Source organism: Kitasatospora sp. NPDC088391 (genome assembly GCF_044753345.1).
Taxonomy (GTDB): Bacteria; Actinomycetota; Actinomycetes; order Streptomycetales; family Streptomycetaceae; genus Kitasatospora.
Window position 1 is genome coordinate 202,689 of record NZ_JBIVNB010000009.1, and the last position, 17,660, is coordinate 220,348.

18 protein-coding genes and 1 pseudogene are annotated in these 17,660 nt (G+C 71.9%); 7 read left to right on the plus strand and 12 right to left on the minus strand.

Features of this window, described 5'->3' with window-relative positions; all coding sequences use genetic code 11:
- Positions 1 to 14: 14 nt before the first annotated feature.
- From ACIQBJ_RS25760 to ACIQBJ_RS25770, 3 genes are all read left to right on the plus strand, one after another.
- Positions 15 to 1,115, plus strand: coding sequence for a citrate synthase 2 (locus ACIQBJ_RS25760; RefSeq protein ID WP_400715066.1), 1,101 nt, complete (start codon positions 15 to 17; stop codon positions 1,113 to 1,115).
- 204 nt (positions 1,116 to 1,319) lie between these two features.
- Positions 1,320 to 2,444, plus strand: a complete 1,125-nt coding sequence (gene serC / locus ACIQBJ_RS25765; RefSeq protein ID WP_400715068.1) for a phosphoserine transaminase — start codon at positions 1,320 to 1,322, stop codon at positions 2,442 to 2,444.
- 334 nt (positions 2,445 to 2,778) lie between these two features.
- Positions 2,779 to 3,414 (plus strand): ScbR family autoregulator-binding transcription factor, encoded by a 636-nt coding sequence (locus tag ACIQBJ_RS25770; RefSeq protein ID WP_400715070.1) that lies wholly within the window; start codon positions 2,779 to 2,781, stop codon positions 3,412 to 3,414.
- Positions 3,415 to 3,534: 120 nt separating this feature from the next.
- On the opposite strand, the gene ACIQBJ_RS25775 is transcribed toward ACIQBJ_RS25770, so the two are convergent.
- Positions 3,535 to 4,371 (minus strand): AraC family transcriptional regulator, encoded by an 837-nt coding sequence (locus ACIQBJ_RS25775; protein WP_400715072.1) that lies wholly within the window; start codon positions 4,369 to 4,371, stop codon positions 3,535 to 3,537.
- Positions 4,372 to 4,488: 117 nt separating this feature from the next.
- On the opposite strand from ACIQBJ_RS25775, the gene ACIQBJ_RS25780 reads away from it, so the two are divergent.
- Positions 4,489 to 6,255: a beta-galactosidase gene (locus tag ACIQBJ_RS25780; protein ID WP_400715074.1), complete on the plus strand. Its 1,767-nt coding sequence runs from the start codon at positions 4,489 to 4,491 to the stop codon at positions 6,253 to 6,255.
- Between the two features lie 29 nt (positions 6,256 to 6,284).
- Here the strand turns inward: ACIQBJ_RS25780 and thpR are convergent, their stop codons facing one another.
- Positions 6,285 to 6,845, minus strand: a complete 561-nt coding sequence (thpR, locus tag ACIQBJ_RS25785; protein ID WP_400715076.1) for an RNA 2',3'-cyclic phosphodiesterase — start codon at positions 6,843 to 6,845, stop codon at positions 6,285 to 6,287.
- Between the two features lie 52 nt (positions 6,846 to 6,897).
- On the opposite strand from thpR, the gene ACIQBJ_RS25790 reads away from it, so the two are divergent.
- Complete coding sequence (locus ACIQBJ_RS25790; protein ID WP_400715078.1) at positions 6,898 to 7,428, plus strand: GNAT family N-acetyltransferase; 531 nt, start codon at positions 6,898 to 6,900, stop codon at positions 7,426 to 7,428.
- A gap of 15 nt (positions 7,429 to 7,443) precedes the next feature.
- On the opposite strand, the gene ACIQBJ_RS25795 is transcribed toward ACIQBJ_RS25790, so the two are convergent.
- On the minus strand, positions 7,444 to 9,006 hold the full coding sequence (locus ACIQBJ_RS25795; RefSeq protein WP_400715080.1) for an MFS transporter: 1,563 nt from the start codon (positions 9,004 to 9,006) through the stop codon (positions 7,444 to 7,446).
- 115 nt (positions 9,007 to 9,121) lie between these two features.
- A complete protein-coding gene (locus ACIQBJ_RS25800) occupies positions 9,122 to 9,556 on the minus strand; it encodes a MarR family winged helix-turn-helix transcriptional regulator (protein ID WP_400715082.1) in 435 nt (144 codons plus the stop codon).
- Positions 9,557 to 9,677: 121 nt separating this feature from the next.
- Between ACIQBJ_RS25800 and ACIQBJ_RS25805 the strand changes: the two genes are divergently transcribed.
- On the plus strand, positions 9,678 to 10,244 hold the full coding sequence (locus ACIQBJ_RS25805; protein ID WP_400715084.1) for an SMI1/KNR4 family protein: 567 nt from the start codon (positions 9,678 to 9,680) through the stop codon (positions 10,242 to 10,244).
- A 30-nt stretch (positions 10,245 to 10,274) separates the two neighbouring features.
- Here ACIQBJ_RS25805 and ACIQBJ_RS25810 read toward each other — a convergent pair whose 3' ends face one another.
- Positions 10,275 to 10,820, minus strand: coding sequence for an FHA domain-containing protein (locus ACIQBJ_RS25810; protein ID WP_400715086.1), 546 nt, complete (start codon positions 10,818 to 10,820; stop codon positions 10,275 to 10,277).
- 185 nt (positions 10,821 to 11,005) lie between these two features.
- Between ACIQBJ_RS25810 and ACIQBJ_RS25815 the strand changes: the two genes are divergently transcribed.
- Positions 11,006 to 11,494, plus strand: a complete 489-nt coding sequence (locus tag ACIQBJ_RS25815) for a hypothetical protein (RefSeq protein WP_400715088.1) — start codon at positions 11,006 to 11,008, stop codon at positions 11,492 to 11,494.
- A gap of 6 nt (positions 11,495 to 11,500) precedes the next feature.
- Here ACIQBJ_RS25815 and aspS read toward each other — a convergent pair whose 3' ends face one another.
- The 7 genes and pseudogenes from aspS to ACIQBJ_RS25850 all read right to left on the minus strand — a co-directional run bounded on the left by aspS (position 11,501) and on the right by ACIQBJ_RS25850 (position 17,515).
- Positions 11,501 to 12,817, minus strand: a complete 1,317-nt coding sequence (gene aspS / locus ACIQBJ_RS25820) for an aspartate--tRNA(Asn) ligase (protein ID WP_400715090.1) — start codon at positions 12,815 to 12,817, stop codon at positions 11,501 to 11,503.
- A 272-nt stretch (positions 12,818 to 13,089) separates the two neighbouring features.
- Positions 13,090 to 13,509, minus strand: coding sequence for a PIN domain nuclease (locus ACIQBJ_RS25825; RefSeq protein WP_400715092.1), 420 nt, complete (start codon positions 13,507 to 13,509; stop codon positions 13,090 to 13,092).
- Positions 13,506 to 13,706 (minus strand): type II toxin-antitoxin system VapB family antitoxin, encoded by a 201-nt coding sequence (locus ACIQBJ_RS25830; protein WP_400715094.1) that lies wholly within the window; start codon positions 13,704 to 13,706, stop codon positions 13,506 to 13,508. The genes ACIQBJ_RS25825 and ACIQBJ_RS25830 overlap by 4 nt, the downstream gene beginning before the upstream one ends.
- A gap of 131 nt (positions 13,707 to 13,837) precedes the next feature.
- Positions 13,838 to 13,987, minus strand: a pseudogene (locus ACIQBJ_RS25835) (NCS2 family permease); the annotation flags it as partial.
- A gap of 90 nt (positions 13,988 to 14,077) precedes the next feature.
- Positions 14,078 to 15,031, minus strand: coding sequence for a hypothetical protein (locus ACIQBJ_RS25840; protein WP_400715096.1), 954 nt, complete (start codon positions 15,029 to 15,031; stop codon positions 14,078 to 14,080).
- 196 nt (positions 15,032 to 15,227) lie between these two features.
- Complete coding sequence (locus tag ACIQBJ_RS25845; RefSeq protein WP_400715098.1) at positions 15,228 to 15,746, minus strand: DUF4365 domain-containing protein; 519 nt, start codon at positions 15,744 to 15,746, stop codon at positions 15,228 to 15,230.
- 305 nt (positions 15,747 to 16,051) lie between these two features.
- The gene (locus ACIQBJ_RS25850; protein WP_400715100.1) at positions 16,052 to 17,515 is read right to left on the minus strand and encodes an NCS2 family permease; all 1,464 of its coding nucleotides are present in this window, start codon (positions 17,513 to 17,515) and stop codon (positions 16,052 to 16,054) included.
- Positions 17,516 to 17,660 lie beyond the last annotated feature (145 nt).

Sequence of the window (17,660 nt, forward strand, 5' to 3'; positions counted from 1 at the left end):
AAGGAGCCGTTCTGATGTCGGATTTCGTACCCGGCCTTGAAGGTGTAGTCGCCTTCGAGAGCGAGATCGCCGAGCCCGACCGCGAGGGCGGTGCGCTGCGCTACCGCGGGGTGGACATCGAGGACCTGGTCGGCCAGGTCTCCTTCGGCCACGTCTGGGGCCTGCTGGTGGACGGCAAGTTCGCGCCCGGCCTGCCGGCCGCCGAGCCGTTCCCGATCCCGGTCCACTCCGGCGACATCCGGGTCGACGTGCAATCCGCCCTCGCCATGCTCGCCCCGGTCTGGGGCCTCAAGCCGCTGCTCGACATCTCCGCCGAGCAGGCCCGCGACGACCTCGCCCGGGCCGCCGTGATGGCGCTCTCCTACGTGGCCCAGTCGGCCCGCGGCCAGGGCCTGCCGATGGTCCCGCAGAGCGAGATCGACAAGGCCGAGACCATCGTCGAGCGCTTCATGATCCGCTGGCGCGGCGAGCCGGACCCGAAGCACGTCAAGGCCGTCGACGCCTACTGGACGTCCGCCGCCGAGCACGGCATGAACGCCTCCACCTTCACCGCCCGCGTCATCGCCTCCACCGGCGCCGACGTCGCGGCCGCGCTGTCCGGCGCGGTCGGCGCGATGTCCGGCCCGCTGCACGGCGGCGCCCCGTCCCGGGTGCTCGGCATGATCGAGGAGATCGAGCGCACCGGCGACGCGGCCGGCTACGTGAAGAACGCCCTCGACAAGGGCGAGCGCCTGATGGGCTTCGGCCACCGCGTGTACCGCGCCGAGGACCCGCGCGCCCGGGTGCTGCGCCGCACCGCCAAGGAGCTCGGCGCGCCGCGCTTCGAGATCGCCGAGGCGCTGGAGAAGGCCGCGCTGGAGGAGCTGCACAACCGCCGCCCCGACCGCGTGCTGGCCACCAACGTCGAGTTCTGGGCCGCCATCATGCTGGACTTCGCCGAGGTCCCGGCGCACATGTTCACCTCGATGTTCACCTGCGCCCGCACGGCCGGCTGGTCCGCGCACATCCTGGAGCAGAAGCGCACCGGCCGGCTGGTCCGCCCGGCCGCCCGCTACATCGGCCCGGGCTCCCGCACCCCGCAGGAGATCGAGGGCTGGGACCAGATCGCCGGCTGACCGGCCGACCCGTCGCGGGACCACCCCACTTCCGGGTGAAAAGCTGACGGACCGTCAGCGGAAGAAGGGCCGACACCGGGCGCGCGCACGCCCCCTGACCAGGGGTCACGCGCCCCGGTGACGGCTGTCCCGAGCGGCCAAGATCACGTCTCAGCCGCCGGACTGCCGTTCCGCCGCCGCTTATCCGGGGGATAGGCTGCGGCCGTGGCTCAGATTCAGATCCCCGCCGACAATCTGCCCAACGACGGCCGCTTCGGCTGCGGCCCCTCCAAGGTGCGCCCCGAGGCCCTGAGTGCCCTCGCCGCCACCGGAACCTCCCTGCTGGGCACCTCCCACCGCCAGGCCCCGGTGAAGAACATCGTCAAGCGCGTCCGCCAGGGCGTCGCCGAGCTGTTCTCGCTGCCGGAGGGCTACGAGGTGGTGCTCGGCAACGGCGGCTCCACCGCGTTCTGGGACATCGCCGCCTTCGGCCTGGTGCGCGAGAAGTCGCAGCACCTGGACTTCGGCGAGTTCTCCTCCAAGTTCGCCTCCTCCGTGAAGGCCGCCCCGTGGCTGGCCGAGCCGACGGTGATCAAGACCGCCCCGGGCACCCACCCGCTGCCGGTCGCCGAGGCGGGTGTGGACGTCTACGGCCTCACCCACAACGAGACCTCCACCGGTGTCGCGATGCCGATCCGCCGCCCCGAGGGCGCGGACGCCGGCTCGCTGGTCCTGGTCGACGCCACCTCCGGCGCCGGCGGCCTGCCGGTCGACATCCGCGAGACGGACGTCTACTACTTCGCCCCGCAGAAGTCCTTCGCCTCCGAGGGCGGCCTCTGGCTGGCCACCTTCTCGCCGGCCGCGCTGGAGCGCGCCGCGGAGATCGCCGGCTCCGGCCGGTACATCCCGCCGTTCTTCGACCTGCCGACCGCGATCGACAACTCCTCGAAGGACCAGACGTACAACACCCCGGCCATCACCACCCTCTTCCTGCTGGCCGACCAGCTGGAGTGGCTGAACGGCCAGGGCGGTCTGGACTGGGCGGTGGCCCGCACCGCGGAGTCCTCCTCGATCCTGTACTCCTGGGCCGAGAAGTCCTCCTTCGCGCAGCCGTTCGTGGCCAAGCCGGAGGAGCGCTCGCAGGTCGTCGGCACCATCGACTTCGACGACTCGGTGGACGCCGCCGCGGTCGCCAAGGCACTGCGTGCCAACGGCATCGTGGACACCGAGCCGTACCGCAAGCTCGGCCGCAACCAGCTGCGCGTCGCGATGTTCCCGGCGATCGACCCGGCGGACGTCGAGAAGCTCACCGGCGCGATCGACTACGTGGTGGAGCACCTGAACGACTGACCCTCCGTCAGCTCCCGAAGGCCCCGGTCCGCACGCGGACCGGGGCCTTCGCCGTGCCCGGCCTCCCTTGACATACAAACCGAACTGTATGGTATTGCGCCGGGTCGCCGCCCCGCCGGCTCCGCCCGTTCCGCAAAGCCCGAGCTGAACGCCGCCCCCGTACGAACGAACCGCTGATCGCAGCACCCGGCATACAGACCTGTACGGCGCGGGCATGGGCCCGGCCCCGGCAAACCCGCCGATCGGCGGCTCCGGTCCGTCCGTGTACCCCACTATGATGCAGACAGGTCGGCATCTTTCCCCGGTGGCCGATCCCCCCAGCAGGAGGTCGGACATGACGAAGCAGGAACGGGGCATCCGGTCCCGGAGAGCCATCCTGGAGGCCGCCGCGGAGGTCTTCGACCTGCGCGGCTACGACGCCGCCGGGACGAACGAGATCCTCGCCCGCACCGGGCTGACCAGGGGCGCGCTCTACCACCACTTCCCGTCCAAGGAGGCGATCGCGCTCGCCGTGCTGGAGGCCCACGTCGACGGCCTGGCCGTCCCCGAGGGCTCCGGCAGCAAACTGCAGGCCGTCATCGACCTGGGCTTCGCCTTCGCCGACCGCCTGCGCACCGACGCGGTGCTGCGGGCCGGCGTCCGCCTCGCGGTCGAGCAGACCTCGCTCCCCCGGCCCGCCGACACCCCGTACGACCAGTCCCGGGAGGTGGTCCGCACGCTGCTCGGCCAGGCCGCCGAGCAGGGCGAGACGCTGCCCGGGCTGGACGTGCCGGAGACCGCGGACGTGATCATCGCCGCGTTCACCGGCGTCCGGGTGATGTCGCAGGTCTACACCGGCCGGGCCGACCTCCCCGAGCGGCTGACCGCCCTGTGGCGGGTCCTGCTGCCCGGCATCGCCAGCCCCGGCATGATCGGCCACCTGCGGATCGCCCCGCCGCCGCAGCCGCCGGAGCCCGCCGGGGAGTCCTGAGCGGCCCGGCCGACCGGGCCGCTACTTCTGCACGAGCGCGCCGACGATCACCACGGCGAGCAGCAGGAGGAACGCGCCGGTCACGATCCGCATACGGGTCTTCGGGTCCACGCTTCGAGACTAGTCGGTCCCCGGCCCCGGCCCGGCCCCGCCCCGGTACTCCCGCTCCCGGAAGACCGTCGGGGCGACGCCGACCCGGCGGGTGAAGATCCGGGTGAAGTAGGCCGGGTCCTGGTAGCCGACCCGGCGGGCGACCACCGCGACCGGGAGCCCGCCGGCCGCCAGCAGGTGCTTGGCCTCGTTCAGCCGCTCGGTGAGCAGGTACTCCTTGGGGCTGCTGCCGCCCGCCGCGCGGACCGCCCGGCGCAGTTCCTCGACGGTCATCCCGGCCCGGCGGGCGTGCTCGGCGACCGGGATCGGCAGGCAGGCGTCCCGGCGCAGCAGTTCGAGCACCGGCGCGCCCTCCGGGTCGAGGTCGGCCCGGTGCCGGTGCAGCTCCACCAGCAGCTGGTGCACCGCCGCGGCGGCCCGCGGCCCGGCGGACGCCCCGCCGCGGCGGCACACCGCGGCGATCCCGGCGATCACCCGCAGGGCCGGTTCGGCGGTGTCGAGCGGCACCACCTCGGCGTCCGGCAGCAGGCCGAGTTCGGCGTACCCGGCGGCACCCGTTCCGGTGAAGTCGACGAAGGACTCCGACCAGCCGTCCCGGTCCGGCCCGTAGTGGTGCGGCACGCCGGGGCGCAGCCAGAGCACCGCCGGGGCCGCCACCGGCAGCCGACGGCCGGCCGGGGTCCGGTACCAGCCGTTCCCGGTGCCGATCACCACCGCCACCCAGTGGTCGAGGACGCGCGGGCCGACCACCGGGAGCCGGCCGCGCTGCAGCCCGACGCCCAGGCAGGCCAGGCCGGTGGCCAGCTGGGCCGGGCCGGGCGTGAGGTAGTGCCACCAGCGCTCCACCGGTCCTCCGTCCCGTCCCCGCGGCTCCGCCCGGTCGGTCGCCGGTCCGCGACAAGTCCAACACGCCGGGCCGCTTTGTCCATGGCCCGGGTCGGTCCCGGCGGGCAGGCTGGGGGCATGCTCACCTACGACTCGACCGGTTTCCGACTCGACGGCCACCCGCTGCGCATCCTGTCCGGCGCGGCGCACTACTTCCGCACCCGCCCCGAGCAGTGGCCGGCCCGGCTGGCCGCACTGCGCGCGATGGGGCTGAACACGGTCGAGACGTACGTGCCGTGGAACCTGCACGAGCCCGCCCCCGGCCGGTTCGAGCGGCTGGACGAGCTCGGCGCCTTCCTGGACGAGGCGCGCCGCCAGGGCCTGTGGACGATCGTCCGGCCCGGCCCGTACATCTGCGCGGAGTGGGACAACGGCGGCCTGCCGGCCTGGCTCACCGCGCGGGTCGGCCGCCGGGCCCGGACCTCCGACCCGGAGTACCTGGCCGCGGTGGACGCCTTCTTCGACGTCCTGCTCCCGCAGGTGGCGGAGCGCCAGTGGGGGCGGCCCGGCGGCAGCGTGCTGATGGTGCAGGTGGAGAACGAGTACGGCTCCTTCGGCGGCGACGCCGCCTACCTCGGGCACCTGGCCCGCGGGCTGCGCGAGCGCGGGATCACCGTGCCGCTGTTCACCTCGGACGGCCCCGAGGACCACATGCTGGCGGCGGGCGCCGTCCCCGGCGTGCTGGCCACCGTGAACTTCGGCTCCGAGCCGGAGGCGGCGTTCGAGGTGCTGCGCCGGCACCGGCCGGAGGACCCGCCGTTCTGCATGGAGTTCTGGAACGGCTGGTTCGACCACTGGGGCCGCCCGCACCACACCCGGGACACCGACGACGCCGCCGACGCGCTGCGCCGCATCCTGGCGGCCGGCGGCTCGGTCAACCTGTACATGGCGCACGGCGGCACCAACTTCGGCACCACCGCCGGGGCCAACCACGCCGACCCGCCGTTCAACTCCACCGACTGGACGCACTCCCCGTTCCAGCCGGTCACCACCTCCTACGACTACGACGCGGCGCTCGACGAACGCGGCGACGCGGCGCCGAAGTTCGCCGCCTTCCGGCAGGTGATCGCCGAGTTCGCGGCCGAACACCCGGAGCTGGCGCGGTACTTGGACGACCGTGAGCCGGAGTTCCCGGCACTCCCGCCGATCCTGACGGCCCGTCAGGTCGCGCTGGACGAGGTGGCGGAGCTGCCGTTCGGCCCGGCCGTGGCCTCGCCCGTGCCGCCGCTGTTCGAGGAGCTGGGGCTGGCCCACGGGCTGGTCCGCTACACCACGACGGTGCCCGCGCTCAGCGGCGCGTACCCGCTCGCCGTCGAGGGGCTGCGGGACCGGGCGACGGTGTACCTGGACGGCGAGCGGGTCGCCGAGCTGGAGCGGGGCGTCGAGGGCGAGAAGCTCACGGCCGGTGGCGGCGCCCGGGTGCAGCTGCTGGTCGAGTCGCTCGGCCGGGTCAACTACGGCCCGCAGGTGGGCGAGACCAAGGGCCTCACCGGCGTCCGGCACGAGCGCCAGTACCTGCACGGCTGGCAGGCCGAACCGCTGGCCCTCGACCCGCTGCCCGCCGCCGACTGGGCCCCGGGCCCGCCGGGCGCCGAGCGGCTGGCCCGCGGCGTGCTGCACCTGGACGCCACCGGCGACGCCTTCCTCGCCGTCCCCGGGGGCGGGCACGGCTACCTCTGGGTCAACGGGTTCCTGCTCGGCCGCTACGACGCGCGCGGCCCGCAGACCACCCTGTTCTGCCCGCAGCCGCTGCTCCGCGAGGGCGCCAACACGCTGGCCCTGCTGGAGCTGGGCGACGCCGCGCCGGACCGGGTCGAGCTGCGCGAGCGGCCCGACCTGGGCTGAACCGGGCCGACCCGGAGCGGGCCGGGCGCTCAGCGCGCCAGCGGCCAGCCCTCGACGACCGTGTAGCGGGACGGGCCGTAGCCCGTCCCGCTGCGCATCAGCTGGATCCGTCCGGCCGACCACTCGGCGCCGCGGAAGTCGTGCAGCGCGGCGGCCATCGCGGGCAGCGGGCCCGTTCCGCCGCGCTCCCGGCCCCGGGCGGCGCCGGACCTGGCCAGCGTCAGGTGCGGGCGGTAGACCGGGTGCTCGTCGTCGCCGCCGACGGCCGCCCGGACCGCCTCCGCGAGCTGCCGCAGGGCCCGGACCTCGCCCGCCACGCCCGCCCAGAGCGCCCGGTCGCCGAACGTCCCGCCACCGGCCAGGCCCAGCCGGTGCGCCGGGTGCTCCCCCGCGACCCGGGACAACTCCCGCTCCAGCCTGGGAAGTTCGTCGGCCTCGACCTCGCCGAGGAAGGCCAGCGTGAGGTGCCAGCCGGCCGGGTCGGTCCAGCGCAGGCCGTCCGCGCCGGGCAGCCCGTGCAGGGGCGCGGCGGCATCGACGAGTTCCTGCTTGGCGGTGGCCGGCGGATTCACGGCGACGAAGAGCCTCATCCCGTCATATTGCCTTACCGCCCCCGCGCGGCCATCGGATAAAAAGGCCCTCATGCGCATCCGCACCGGAGGACCCGAGTCCGCGACCGACCTGCTCGCCCTGATCGACGGCGCCGTCGCCTGGCTGGCCGGGCGGGGCCGCACCGGCCAGTGGGGCACCGTCCCGTGGTCACAACGGCCGGAGTCGGTGGAGCGGGCCGAGCACTCCTGCCGGGAGCAGCTGGTCCGGCTCGCCGAGGCCCCGGACGGGGCGGTGACCGGTGTCTGCGTGCTGTCCGAGCACGCCCCCGCGTACGCGGGCCCGGCCGGGGAGCGCGAGCTGTACGTGCACTGGCTGGTCACCGACCGGGCGCGCAGCGGTTCCGGCATCGGGGCGGCCCTGGTCGCGGACGCCGTCCGGGAGGCCCGCGAGCGCGGCATCGGCCTGCTCCGGGTGGACTGCTACGCGGGCGGCGACGGCCGACTGGTCGAGCAGTACGAGCGGCTCGGGTTCACCCGCACCACCGCGTTCACCGTCGACCGGCCGGCCGGCCCGTGGCCGGGCCAGGTACTGGCGCGGCGCACGGACCGGTCCGACGACTGATCAGCAGGCGGTCGATCAGCAGGCGGTCGCCAGGTCGCCCTTCTGGACCACCGAGAACACCCGGCCGCGGGTCCGCACCGGGTGCGGGTCCAGGCGCAGCCGCAGGCCGCCGATCCGGCCGAGCACCAGGGCGACCACGCCGGCCGCGGCGGCGGAGACCAGGCCGCAGGCGAGCAGGCCGAGCCGCGGGCCGTAGGCGGCGGTGACCCAGCCGACCAGCGGGGCACCGATCGGGGTGCCGCCGGTGAAGACCAGCACCAGCAGGCCCATCACCCGGCCGCGCATCTCGGGGTCGGTGCCGAGCTGGAGCGCGGCGTTGACCGAGGTGTTGAAGGTCAGGCCGAAGACGCCGATCAGGGTGAGCAGCAGCGCGAAGGTCCAGTAGCCGGGCGCGAACGCGGCCAGTACCTCCAGTGCCCCGAAGGCGAGCGCGGCGCCGACCAGGCGGCGCAGCCGGGGCGCGCCGCGCCGGGCGGCGAGCAGCGCGCCGGTCAGCGAGCCGACCGCCATCGCGGTGTTGAGCAGGCCGTACGCGCCGGCCCCGACGTGGAAGGTGTCGTGGGCGAAACCGGCCAGCAGGGTCGGGAAGTTGAACCCGAAGGTGCCGATGAAGCCGGCCAGCACCATCGGCCAGAGCAGTTCGGGCCGTTCCCGGACGTAGCGCAGGCCCTCGCGGAGCTGGCCGCGCTCGCGGGCGATCCGCTCGACCGGGCGCAGTTCGGAGCTCCGCATGGCGAGCAGGCCGCCGATGACCGCGACGAAGGAGAGCGCGTTGACGGCGAACGCCCAGCCGCTGCCGACCGCGGCGATCAGCGCGCCCGCGACGGCGGGGCCGACCAGGCGGGCGGTCTGGAAGTTGGCGGCGTTCAGGCTGACCGCGTTGGCGAGGTCCTTGGCCGGGACCATCTCGCTGACGAACGCCTGCCGGGTCGGGTTGTCGACCACGGTGACCAGGCCGAGCAGCAGCGCGAAACCGTACACGGCGACGGCGGTGACGGTGCCGGTGATCGTGAGCACGGCCAGCGCGGCGGCGAGCAGGCCCATCGCGGCCTGGGTGGCGATCAGCAGGCGGCGCTTGGGCAGCCGGTCGGCGAGGACGCCGCCCCACAGGCCGAGCAGCAGCATCGGCAGGAACTGCATGGCGGTGGTGACACCGACCGCGAACGGGCTGCCGGTGAGGCTGAGGACCAGCCAGTCCTGGGCGATGCGCTGCATCCAGGTGCCGGTGTTGGAGACCACCTGGCCGGCGAAGTAGTACCGGTAGTTGCGGATGCGCAGGGACGAGAACATCCCTCCCGGGCGGGTGAACCGGCCCGGCTGAGCGGCGGGGATCTCCGCCGCGGTGGGATGCTCGGGGTCGTCGTCGCCGCTGCCCGGCAGGCCCGCGGGGGCGGGTGCCTGGCTCTGCGCGGCGGGGGCGCCGGTGGGCGCGGTGGTGGCGGCCGCTTCGTCGGTGAGCGGTTCGTCGGCGCGGAGGCCGGTGGGCCGGGCCGCGGTGATGCGTCGGGGGTCGGTACGGAAGTCGGTGCGGATGGTCGCGGTGCGGATCGCGGCGGCGCGGGTGGCCGGCGGTGTCACAGTGTTCTCCCCTCGGCGCGCCGCGGCCGTCTCCCGGACGGCCGCGGCGCGGTGTACTGCGCTGGTGGGTGCTGCGGTGATGCGGTTCCCCTTCGTTCGCCCGGGACGGGCCTTCCTACAGGTGGGCCAGCTTGTAGAGCACCGGAGCGGCCGCCTTCAGCCGCTCCCACTCCTCCTGGTCGAGGCCCTCCGCGAGCTCCGCCAGCCAGGCGTTGCGCCGCCGGCGGGACTCGTTGAGGATCTCCTCGGCCTGCTCGGTACTACTGACCACCACCTGCCGGCGGTCCTCCGGATGCGGCTCGCGCCGCACCAGGCCCTTCTCCTCCAACATGGCGATGATCCTGGTCATCGACGGCGGCTGGACGTGCTCCTTGCGCGCCAGCTCACCTGGTGTCGCCCTCCCGCAACGGGCGAGCGTGCCGAGCACCCCCATCTCGGTGGGACTCAGCGACTCCTCGACCCGCTGGTGTCGCAACCGTCGGGCCAGGCGCATCGCGGACGACCTCAGCTGGCTGACCGCCTGCAGGTCGTCCTCGGACATCTCGGGCATGTCCTTAGCCTACGTCATTACCGAAGCTAAAGAAAATTCATTTCGGCATGCCCGGACCGTCCGACCCGCCCGGCACAATCCCCGGTACGGACCGGACGAACCGCGGAGGAAGGCACCCCACATGACGACCGACGGCGCGACGACCGGCGGGGCGACGACCGGCGGAACGGTGGCCGTGCCGGACCGCTTGCGGAGCCTCCTGGGCACGCCACCGGCCTGGGGCACTCCCCGCCCCTCCCTGTGGGCGGCCTCGGAGGCGTGGCTCGGACTGGCCCTGCCCGCCGACTACAAGGCTTTCCTCGACCTGTACGGGCCCGGCTCGGTGGACGGCTACCTGGAGCTCGACCGCCCGACGGACGGCGGCTCCGCGGAGGCGGACCGGCTCTGGAGCACCGGGGCGGCCGACGGAGCCGCCCCCGTCCCCGGCCCGTGGCCGCCGCACCCCGCCGAGGGGGGCCTGGTCCCTTGGGGCGCGGACGCGCACGGCAATCGCTACTGGTTCCTCACCGAGGAACCCGACCCGGACGACTGGCGGATCGTCGTCGAGAGCGAGGCCGGCGAGTGGTTCGAGACCGCCGGCACCTTCACCGACTTCCTGCTGCGCTGCTTCGACCGGATCGACCGCCCGCCGTTCCTGGCCCGCGCCTGGCCGACCGCCGGCGCGCGCTACCACCCGTACGCCCCCTGACCGGCCGATTCCCGCCGACCGGAGAGCTGTTCAGTCGGCGGTCAGGTGGAAGCCGAGGCGGCCGAAGCGGAGGCGGTCGCCCGGGCGGACCACGGTGCCGCCGGCGACGCGGCGGTCGTTGACGAAGGTGCCGTTGCTGGAGCCGAGGTCGTAGAGCACCCAGTGGCCGTCCTCGAAGCGCAGTTCGGCGTGCCGCCGGGAGACGGTGCCGTCGCCCAGGCGGAGGTCGGCGCCGGTCATCCGGCCGATCAGGAGGCGGGCCACGGCGGGTTCGGGCAGGCGGAGCCTGGTCAGTTGCTCGGCCTGCCAGGTCTGCCGCAGGCGGACGTGGAGGGCGGAGACCTTGGCGACGGTGCGCAGCAGCAGGCGGGAGACCGGCCCGTACGGGCGCAGGTCGCCGACCACCTCGGCGAGTTCGGCCCGACTGCGGGCGGTCAGCACCAGTTCCATCCGGCGGACGAAGGTGTCGTGGGAGAGCCGGCCGGCGCCGACGCCGTCCTTGAGCACTTCCAGGGCGCGGTCCCGTTCGGCCTGCGAGGGGCGGGCCGCTTCGGTGCCGAACTCCTGAGCGCTCATGGCGAGATTGTCCGGCGCGCGGGGCGGCACTGTCCAGCGTCCGGCCATGCGGTGACCAGCGGCGTTCACGATCCGCCCACGGTGGTGCGCCGCCGGGCCCAATCTCCGTCAACTCCCGCGCGGGGCGGCCTCCTGCTGGCAGTATCCGGCCCAGCACCGGACGACCGCCGAGGGGGAGCCCCGCCATGCCCGTGATCGCCGTGACCGGGCACCTCGACCTCTCCCCCGCCACCGCCCGGTCGGTCCGCCGCGCCCTGGACGAGTTCCTCGCCCCTTACCCGGCGGCGGAGTTGACGGGCGCCTCGTGTCTCGCCCCGGGCGCCGACTCGCTGTTCGCGGAGGCCGTGCTGGCCCGCGGCGGCCGCCTGCTCGCCGTCCTGCCGGGGCCCGGCCACCCGGGCCCGTCGGCGACGGCGGCCGAACGGACCTGCTTCGCCCGGCTGTTGGCCGCCGCCGAGCGGGTGCTGACCCTGCCCGCGACCGTCCTCGACCCGGCCGCGTACGTCGCCGCCAACGAGCAACTGCTGCGGCTGGCAGACCTGTTGGTCGCGGTCTGGGACGGCGGGGCGGGCAACGGCCCGGGCGGGACGGCCGACATGGTCGCCGCGGCCCGGGCCGCCGGACTGCCGGTGCACGTGCTCTGGCCGTCCGGCGCGGCCCGCACCGGGCACTGAGCCCCGTTACGGCTCCAGGCGGTTGGGGCCGCGGAACAGGAAGACCGCGTCCCGGATCGAGGGCAGTCCGAGGGCTTGCATCAGCACCCGGCCGAGCCCGAGACCGAACCCGCCGTGCGGCGGCATGCCGTACCGGAAGCAGTCCAGGTAGCGGCCGAGCGGGCCCTCGGGGGAGGTGTCCATGCCCTTCTCGGCGGCCTGCGCGACCAGCCGGTCGTACCGGTGCTCGCGCTGCGCGCCGGTGGTGATCTCGATGCCCTTCCACAGCAGGTCGAAGGAGTCGGTGAGGCCGGGTTCGCCGTCCGGCCGACGGTGGTAGAACGGCCGCACCGAGGCCGGGTAACGCGTCACGAAGACGAACTCGTGCCCGCTCTCCTCCGCCACCAGCGCGCTCAGCAGCCGCTCGCCCTCCGGGTCGAGGTCCTCCCGGACGCCCTCGGCGTCCCAGCCGGCCGCCCGCAGCCTCGTCATCGCCTCGGCCATCGTCAGCCGGGGGAACGGGAGTTCGGGCACCACGACCGGGGTGTTCCAGTGCCGCCCGATCTGCTCGCCGTGCCGCCCGGCGACCCGCTCCAGCACCCGGCGGAGCATCAGCTCCTCGAAGGCCATCACCTCCTCGGCGCTGTCCGTCCACGCCAACTCGACGTCCACGCCGGTGAATTCGGTGGCGTGCCGGGAGGTGAACGAGGGTTCGGCGCGGAACACCGGGCCGACCTCGAACACCCGGTCCAGGCCCGCCGCGATCGCCATCTGCTTGTAGAACTGCGGCGACTGCGCCAGGTAGGCCGTCCGGTCGAAGTACCCGACCTCGAACACCTCGGCGCCCGACTCGGAGGCCGTGCCCATCAGCTTCGGCGTGTGCAGTTCGGTGCAGCCCTGCTCGGCCGCGACCTCCCGCATCGCCTGCTCGACGGTGCTCTGCACCTCGAACACCAGCCGCCGCTCGGGCCGCCGGAGGTCCAGGAACCGCCAGTTGAGCCGCTGCTCCGCCCCGGTCTCCGGCCCGATCGGCAGCCCCGGCTCGGCCGCGGACACCACCACGACGCGCTCCGGCACGATCTCCAGCCCGCCCAGCTTCACCACCGGGTTGGCCACCACCCGGCCCGTCACCTCGACCGCCGACTCCACCGTCAGCCCGCGCAGCACCTCCCCCAGCGCATCCTCCGCACCCCCGCGCCGGTGCGTCACCTGCACCGCCCCCGTGTGGTCCCGCACCACCACGAACTGCACCTTGCTCTGCAGCCGCAGCGTGTTGACCCACCCCTTGACCGTCACCGTCCCACCGACCGCGGACGCCAACTCACCGACGAGGACACGCACCATGCCGAAGCAACTCCCTGGGTTGCGGACGCGTTGTTCGCGCCACGAGAAGAGCGGTAGACAGCCGCCCGAGGACCCGCCCAACCTAACCCGCCCCCACCCCGCCCCACCTCCCCTTTTTCCCCCCCGCAGCCCGACGGCCCTCCCCCGCGGACACCACGGGAAAGGGCCGTCGTCGCACCGTGACCGGCGCAGGGGCGTCAGGCAGGGGGCAGGAGAAGGCGATGAAGCCGAAGCCCTTGGTGAGGGAAGCCACCATCGACTCGGCCAGGGACTCAGTCGGCCGTCCCCGCCGGTACGACCCAGCGGGTGGGTTGCCCGGTGATGGCGGTGATCATGTCGTAGTCGCCGTCGTAGTGCAGGACGGTGACATCGTGCCGCTCGGCCGTGGCCGCGATGAGCAGGTCCGCCATCGACAGCGCCCGGTGGTTCCCGCGGAACAGCGCCTGCTGCTGCACCTGCTTCGCCCGGTCCCACACCTCGTCGGGACACGACAGGCAGTCGAAGCCCCGGAGCAGGTGGCGCAGCCGCTCGGCCTCGGCCAGGGTGCGGGCGCTGTACAGCACCTCCATCTCCACCGTCGGACTGACGGCGAGCAGGGCCCGCTGGGAGAGGTCGTCCAGCACCGGCCGCACGGGGTGCTTTCCCCACCGGGCCAGGGTCGACTTGTCGATCAGGAAGTGCTCCCTGCTCACGCCACCGCCCGGTCGCCCGGCTCGTTGAGGAGGTCGAACTCCCCGCTGGCCACGGCGTCCGCGAACTCTGTCCGGCGGGCGAGCTTGACGGCTTCGAGCAGGGCGGCGTTCACCGTGGCGACCTTGGTGGACGTCCCGAAGAGCCGCTGGGCCTCCGCGAGGAGGTCGTCGTCCAGGTCGATGACCGTGCGCGTCATGTTCGCCCCTCCGTCGGCCGACGAGCCTCCGTGATATCGATATCGTTTCTCGCCCGATATCGAACAGCACAACGGCCCTCCCCCGCAGTGGTCGTGGGGGAGAGCCGTCGAGGGGGCCCGGCGCGGAGGCGTCAGAGCAGGCCGAGGGCTGGCATCAGGTAGTAGAAGGCGAAGACCGCGGCGACGCCGTACATGGCGACGGGGACGGTGCGGGCGCGGCCGGCGACGATGCGCAGGACGCAGAAGGCGATGAAGCCGAAGCCGATGCCGTTGGTGATGGAAGCCACCACGGCCTCGGACAGGGAGAGCACCCCGCTCACCCCACACCAATCCACACGGTTCGCGTGTATGTCAGCCCCGGCTGCGCCGACTCACTCGGGAATTACATAGAAATCGCTTGGATTCTGAAGAAAATATCTGTTCCCACGCCTGACGAGCGTCCCGGTCACTGAAACCGTCGATCCGCGCTCATGCGCTTGCGTGGCAACTGCATAGCTGACCTCCGGCAATTCAAACCAGACCCGTCGCAGCTTATCGTTCAAATCCCCCTCGACGATACCGGCAATGCTCACCTCACCCGGGCCCATTGAGCCCTCACGATGCAGCCGCACCACTGCTCCGACTACCTTGACGTCCTCGGCGGGCGTCTGCGCCCGCAATTCCTGGGCCGCCTCTCGCAAAACTGCCGCATGACTACTGGTCACCACGACGGGTCGAGTTGGCTCCACTGGGCGAGAGAGGGCCCATGAGAATTCGATGTCGACGGGCTCCTGACTCCCGCCCGACAGGCCCGACAGCGCCTCACAAAGGTTTGCATTCACCCCCCGATCGACGCGTCCGACAAAAGAGTCCATCCCGCGCCCGAGTCTAATCACCTCATCAGCAGCATCCACAGCCTGAACAGTGGATTCTCGAAGCGACAATGAAACGCGTCGCTGAAATGGCTGATCGACATCAGGGAATCCAATATCCTCGCCATCGAGAGATAGTTGCCCGATGCGCGGCGGAATAGGAATATAGACGGTGAATACGTAGCTTCCCTCAAGAGTCGGCCCCAGGCGCACGGAGCGCATGAAGTCCAGGGCCTGCGCAGGCTTCCTTGCTGGCTGCACGAGCCGAGGCCGGTCACTGCTTGCCGATACAGCAGTGGCAAGCACCCACTGGCGGAGACTCTCGAACGCCCTCACGCCATCTTCGATCGGAGTCGTTCCAGGATCCCCCCCTGGGCGCGTTCGAACATACTGAACGTCAGCATCCGAGCGCGCAATCTCGACAACAATCTGATTCGAACTACGGCCCTCAGCAGTCGCCAATGTCTCAATCATGCTGCGAATGTGTGACGCATATCCGCGCATCCGAGGGCTCTTTGGAACAAATACTTGAAAATCTCCACCACTGGAGAACCAAAGCGTCCCGCCGGGCTCGGCTGCAGGGCTCCAGCCACGCGAGGTGAGATACAAAGAGATGCGCCGAGGGTCAGACGCCTGCGATTCGCCGAAGTCTCCGAACCCTGTAATCATTCTATTCACCACCGATCGCGAGAGAACCGGCTACCAAGCCAGTCAGCGTTTCAACCGTGAGGAGATTTCTCGTAGGCACATGCACGGACTTGCTGGCCTGCTTGGCGGGGTCGATCGGCTCTCTCTCCATCAGATCGACCCAATAGATTGCATGGCGGAATCGACTGAAATCAATAGATGATTCAACATAGTCACCCTTATCGGCCGGAACGTGCACCAGAAATAGGTACCGCCGAGTCGGAAGATCCTCGCCGACCACCCCGACAAGATCATTGTAGTTCTTGACAGGAATCGAGTAGGAGAAGCTACTATCCACATACATCGGATTACTGCAGGATTTCACCTGCGCCTCAATGAGTGGATATCTCTTCGTCCCTGCTCTGCCGGGGAAGCAGATCTGGATGTCGACGCCGTCGACATCCAGTGCTCTCTTGCCAGGATTGAGGCCAGCCGCGCAGGCAAGCGCCCAGACCAAGCCCTCCGCGAAGTGGCCTTGCCACACCTCGCTGTTGAGAGTCACGTCACCGCCCCCAAGCGTCCGTCTACCAATGGGCCGACCCTGCGCAGAGTCTAGGGTTTCCAGTCAAGCGGGTGTACGACAGGACTCTGCCGAGGAGAGCCACGTACGTTCCTACGTGGCTTTCCGCTCTCCGCCTCCAGCCCTCGATCTTCCGGCAGGGAACCGGGCTTCAAGCCGACAGGCGCCCTATCTTCATCCTTCTGGGTGTGGTCGAACGCTGAGGACAGACGACAGAGTGGGCCCTCCCGCGAGGAGAGGGCCCACAAGGCACGGCTGCGCCCACCAACCGCATCACGAGTCGGGCGTCAGAGCAGGCCGAGGGCCGGCATCAGGTAGTAGAAGGCGAAGACCGCGGCGACGCCGTACATGGCGACGGGGACGGTGCGGGCGCGGCCGGCGACGATGCGCAGGACGCAGAAGGCGATGAAGCCGAAGCCGATGCCGTTGGTGATGGAGTAGGTGAACGGCATCATCACGATGGTGAGGAAGGCCGGCATGGCGATGGTGTAGTCGGTCCAGTCGATCTCCTTGACGGAGTTCGCGAGGATCAGGAAGCCGACGGTGACCAGGGCGGGGGTGGCGGCCTGGGCCGGGACCATGGTGGCCAGGGGGGTGAGGAAGAGGGCGAGCAGGAAGAGCGCGCCGGTGACGATCGAGGCGAAGCCGGTGCGGGCGCCCTCGCCGACGCCGGCGGTGGACTCGACGAAGCAGGTGTTGGCGGAGGAGGAGGTCGCGCCGCCGGCGGCGGTGGCGATGCCGTCCACCATGAGGATCTTGTTGATCCCGGGCAGGTCGCCCTTCTCGTCGAGCAGGTGGGCCTCGTCGGCGACGCCGAGGATGGTGCCCATCGCGTCGAAGAAGCAGCTCATCAGGACGGTGAAGACGAACAGGACGCCGGTCAGCACGCCGACCTTGGAGAAGCCGCCGAACAGGCTGAAGTGGCCGACCAGGCCGAAGTCGGGGGTGGCGACGGGGTTGCCGGGCCAGGTCGGGACGGTCAGGCCCCAGGCCGCGTCGGAGAGGCCGGCGGCCTGCTGGACGACGACGGCGAGGGCGGTCATCACGGCGATGGAGATCAGGATCGCGCCGGGGACCTTGCGGACGACCAGCGCCATGGTGAGCAGCAGGCCGAGGATGAAGATGAGGACCGGCCAGCCGTGCAGGTGGCCGCCGGTGCCGAGCTGGAGCGGGACGGTGGTGTGGGCGGCGTCCGGCATCCGGGTGACGAAGCCGGAGTCGACCAGGCCGACCAGGGCGATGAAGAGGCCGATGCCGATGGCGATGGCCTTGCGCAGGCCGAGCGGGACGGCGTTCATGACGCGCTCGCGCAGGCCGGTGGCGACCAGCAGCATGATCGCGACGCCGGCCAGGACGACCATGCCCATCGCGTCGGGCCAGGTCATCTTGGGCGCGAGCTGGAGCGCGACGATGGTGTTGACGCCGAGGCCGGCCGCCAGGCCGATCGGGACGTTGCCGATGACGCCCATCAGCAGGGTGGTCAGGCCGGCGGTGAGCGCGGTCGCGGTGACCAGTTGGCCGCTGCTGAGGTGGGTGCCGTTCATGTCCGTGGCCGAGGCCAGGATGATCGGGTTGAGCACCAGGATGTACGCCATCGTGAAGAAGGTGGCGACACCGCCGCGGATCTCCCGGGGCAGGGTGGAGCCCCGTTCGGAGATCTTGAAGAAGCGGTCCAGGGCGCCGGACGGGGGCTGCGGCGCGCTCGGGGTGGGCTCGGGCGACGCGGTGGTCGACTGGGCCTGCGGAGACATGGCGGGGGTCCTCGATCGGGAGAGGGGCGACCGGGGGGAACCGGTCGGAGAACTGAGGGTGGGGGAGTTTCAGTATGGCGATTCCGGTCGTGCACGCGCCATCTTCGCGCGTAGAACAAGGCCCTTACGATCATCAACGGTCAGG